Source organism: Veillonella dispar, from assembly GCF_937975875.1.
Lineage (GTDB): Bacteria > Bacillota > Negativicutes > Veillonellales > Veillonellaceae > Veillonella > Veillonella dispar_B.
In genome coordinates, this window is record NZ_CALJSP010000109.1 from 1 (window position 1) to 4,532 (window position 4,532).

The 4,532-nt window shown below is 38.0% G+C and carries 4 protein-coding genes and 1 pseudogene; all 5 read right to left on the minus strand.

The genetic code is table 11. The features are described from left to right. Positions 1–101: 101 nt before the first annotated feature. Entirely contained in the window at positions 102–1,352 is a 1,251-nt protein-coding gene (rsmB, locus tag Q7P05_RS05070; RefSeq protein ID WP_303930871.1) for a 16S rRNA (cytosine(967)-C(5))-methyltransferase RsmB, read from the minus strand. Continuing rightward, a complete protein-coding gene (locus tag Q7P05_RS05075; RefSeq protein WP_303930873.1) occupies positions 1,345–2,127 on the minus strand; it encodes a DUF116 domain-containing protein in 783 nt (260 codons plus the stop codon). The genes rsmB and Q7P05_RS05075 overlap by 8 nt, the downstream gene beginning before the upstream one ends. Further along, positions 2,111–3,121, minus strand: coding sequence for a methionyl-tRNA formyltransferase (gene fmt, locus Q7P05_RS05080; protein ID WP_303930875.1), 1,011 nt, complete (start codon positions 3,119–3,121; stop codon positions 2,111–2,113). The genes Q7P05_RS05075 and fmt overlap by 17 nt, the downstream gene beginning before the upstream one ends. After that, positions 3,114–3,602, minus strand: coding sequence for a peptide deformylase (gene def / locus Q7P05_RS05085; protein ID WP_295826107.1), 489 nt, complete (start codon positions 3,600–3,602; stop codon positions 3,114–3,116). Before def ends, fmt begins: the two co-directional genes overlap by 8 nt. A 13-nt stretch (positions 3,603–3,615) precedes the next feature. Further along, positions 3,616–4,482, minus strand: a pseudogene (priA, locus tag Q7P05_RS05090) (primosomal protein N'); the annotation flags it as partial. Between the last annotated feature and the right edge of the window lie 50 nt (positions 4,483–4,532).

Below are 4,532 nucleotides of genomic sequence, written 5' to 3' on the forward strand. Positions count from 1 at the left end.
TGCCGATGACGGCTATCTTGTCGCCGCGGCGCAGTTGGCAGTACTTGAAAATAAGGTGCAGTCTGGCTATTTCTTGTGCCACTTCGCCATAAGTATAGCTCTCATTTTCTCCATAGTTGGTATAGCAGGGGTGCTAAGAATTTTTCCAATACATCCTCATTTTCATCGCTATTAATCGTACATGTGGAATAGACTAAATAACCATGAACCTTAACCATTTCCGACGCTTTTTCTAATATTTCAAGCTGTAATGGAGGTAATTCATTTAGTAAATCCTCTGTTTTGCGCCAACGCATATCTAATTTCTTTTGTAAAATGCCAAGGCCAGAACATGGTGCATCAACTAAAACACGATCAAATTGTTCCTTCCAATTATCAGGTAAATAACGACCATCTTGGAGCTTAGTAGAAACAATAGATACGCCCAATCGCTGAGCATTGTGATTCATAAGGTCTAATTTATGATCGTATATATCACAACTCATAATAGCGCCTGTATTATTCATAAGGCTTGCCATATGCATAGACTTACCACCTGGTGCAGCACAACAATCCAAGATGCGCTCCCCTGGTTGAGGGTCCACTACATGGCCAACGAGCATAGACGCTTTATCCATAAAGGTGATATGACCTTCTATAACTGGTTTTGCTTTTTCTAAATGTCCTTGGTGACCATCTATATACACTGCTTCAGGAATTTTATTGTCCTGTTCAACAGTCCATCCTAAATCTTGTAGTTCTTTTAAACAATCCTCAATTGATACTTTCACCGTATTGATACGGGCCGTCAAACGAGGTTGCTCATTGAACCAAGCACAGAGGTCTACGGTTTTATCTTTATCCATTTCGTTCATCCACAAAGTAACAAGCCATAATGGTTGATTATAAATGAAAGAAATCTCTTCAGCTTCAGATTTCGCAAGTTCACCAATAGAAATGCTATCGCTTTCTCGCAAAACCGATCGCAATACAGCGTTTACAAAACCAGATAATCCACGTGTTAACTTCTTAGCAAGTTTAACAGATTCATTGACCGCCGCACTTTCAGGAACCTTATCCATGTAGATAATTTGGTAAATTCCAAGTCTAAGGATTTCCACAACCATAGAAGATAGTTTCTTTAAGGGTCGCTTTGCAAAGTGAACAATAATAGCATCCAAGTAATTTTTTCTACGAATAACGCCATATACAAGTTCTGTAAAGAACCGTCGATCCAAATCGGATAAATGATATTTTTGTAAATACTCCTGTAACTTAATATTCGCATAAGCACCATTACGATTAATATCACTCAAAGCTTTCACTGCGAGCAATCGAATATTTTGTTGTTCATAACTTTTTACTTCAGTCATCGTTTTTCCTACCAATTAATTGTTCAACTGCTGCACGAACTCGTTCAGGATCCACTGTAGTATTGCAACATGGTCCATTAGGTCTTTCATTTAAAACACCAATGACAGGTATAGGAAATACATCGGCCATACCACTAGCTAAATCTCGTTCACAAGCTATAGCTACAATGGCTTTAGGTCGTGCCTCCTTTACCTTCATTCGCGCTAAGGTACCTCCAGTGACAACTATAAATTGACATCCATAGTCTTTAGCCACTTGTAATAAGCTACCAACTTGACAGCGACCACACTGCTTACAGTTGTATACGTCATGTGTAACCTTATGAACACATGAACTTTCCTGTAAACAATGCGGTGTTAATAACAATATGCGTTTTGGATCAACCGTATACATATCTAGCATCACGAGATGATTAATCAAATCAATCATAGATTGACGCAATTGATCCTTAGTAACCCCTCTCACTTTACCAATCAATAAGGATAATGGAAATAATCCATATATAAACTGATTGGCTAGTCTTAAAACAATAGGATGTAACCGTATTATACCGAAACTAGCAATAATCAAGGATAAGCACAATAACCATATAACACCAATACATACAGAAAAAACAACTGTAATAATTATGGGTGCAATAGGATGTAATTGTGTAAGCCCCGGTTCTAACACATACATTAGAAAGCCGATTATGGCAGTAATTAAAGCACATGTAATTGATGATAATATCAGGTATAACGGATACTTTTCGTACTGCTTACATTGAGTCTCCAAAAACGATACCTTCCTTTATCTGATGTCCATTAATAAAATCGGTAGCAGAAATACGCTTTTTATTTTCCGGTTGTACTTCTGTTAATAGAAGTATATTTCCATCACCACAAAATACACCTAACCCGGCTGTTTTAGATACGATTGTACCAGGAACAGTTGTGGCTGAAATAGCAATTGGTACATGTTTACCATGAACATCTATCAAACAGTGAGTCGTATCACTGGGAACCACTTCTCCAGACCATACTTTTAAACGTTTTCCATCGAGATATGTATAACATCCAGGAGCTGGATTAAGTCCTCTAATGAGATTTACAATTTCATTAGCAGGCTTAGACCAGTCAATCTGCCCCATTTCTTTTGTAATTTTGGCAGTGTGTGTAGCCATTGTATCATCTTGTGGAGTTGCCACAATTTCCCCATTAACCCAACGAGTTAATACGGGAACAATCGTTTCGCCACCAAGTACAGCCATACGTTCAAATAATTGCCCTGTCGTTTCACCAGGTAAGATATCGGTTTCCACAATATCGATAATGTCACCAGTATCAAGACCATCATCCATATGCATAATGGTAACACCTGTTTTAGTATCCCCATTTAAAATGGCATAATGAATCGGCGCAGCCCCTCTATACTTAGGTAAGATAGATGCATGAACGTTAATACATCCATATTGAGGTAAGCGAATAAGCCATGGCGGTAAAATTTTACCGTATGCAATAACCACTACTACATCTGGTTTTAATGCTTCTAATTCAGCTTGCACTTGCTCATCCCGTAAGGTAACAGGTTGGAAAACAGGTAAATTATGTTCCAGAGCTGCCACTTTTACAGGTGGCATTTGAACTTGTTTACCGCGACCTTTTTGTTTATCAGGCTGACAGTATACACCAACTATAGAGTGTCCAGCCTTAATTAATGCTTCTAAAGTAGGAACCGAAAAGTCTGGCGTCCCCATAAATACGACGCGCAATTGTTTTTGATTAGACAATTTCTTTCTCCTCTGGATGATCCGTAATCAATCGTAAGTTAGTTGCTTTTTCAATAAACAAATGCCCTTCTAAATGGTCAATTTCATGTTGAAAAATACGCGCCAAGAATCCTTCAGCTTTAATTGTTACCTTTTTATTATGAGGGTCAATTCCTTTAACGGTAACTTTATCGAATCTTTCAACATCACCAAAATAACCTGGTACACTCAAACAACCCTCTGGTCCCACTTGTGAACCTTCGGCATGAGTGATTTCAGGATTAATTAAAGCAATGAGACCACTACCAGCATGATCATCTACGACGATAATTCGTTTAGATACAGCTACTTGAGGTGCAGCAAGTCCAACGCCTTCGGTTTCATACATTGTTTCAGCCATATCATCGATAAGGGCTCTAAGTTTTTTATTAACATGTTCTACAGGTTCCGCAATTTGTTTTAAAACGGGATGGCCTGCTTTCACAACATCTAATACAGCCATTTATACTCCTATACTAAACTGGATCTACATCAATCAAAAGTCCTTCTTGTGTAAAGATCCATGAATTATATATATATTCTTTTAAATTAGATAAATCGGTACCGCGAATCATAATCGCTAAACGATACATGTCCCGTACCTTTTTAATACTCGCTTCATAAGGACCATTGATGAGAATATCGCTATTATCTTTATGAGCCTCTAAATCGCTTACAATGCGATTAGCAATGGTCTCCAAGGTGTCCATGTTCTGATGACGCACTACCATATGTATCATCTCTCTAAATGGAGGATATCCTAAGGCTTTACGATTTTGAATTTCTTCATTGTAAAAGCCTACATAATCATGAGCCTTACTCTTTATTATAGCATAATTTAAAGGATTATATGTTTGTATAACAACACTGCCCGTTTTATCACCTCTACCAGCCCTACCAGAAGTCTGGGTAAGCAGATCAAAAGTTCGTTCAGATGCAGTATATACAGGAATATTTAAAACGGAATCAGCCGTTAAAATACCAACAGCTGTTACATCTTTAAAGTCATGCCCTTTTGATACCATTTGAGTTCCCAATAAAATATCATATTTATGGGCCCCAAAATCATGTAAAATATCTTCTGCTAATTGCTTATTCTTTGTCACATCTTGATCAAGTCGAGCAATACGTGCAGATTTAAAGTGCTGTCGTAATTCTTCTTCAACCTTTTGTGTACCTGAGCCAAAGAACTTAATACGTTTGCTATGACATTTTGGGCATACTGTAGGAATTGGTTCATGATGTTCACAATAATGACAACGTAATTCCTCACCAGCCTGGTGATACACCATGGCCACATCACAATGTGGACACATAATGGTTTCCCCACAATCTCTACACACGCGTGATCAGAGACGAGGTATCAAAATGATCCAGATTTGAGAAAGAATAC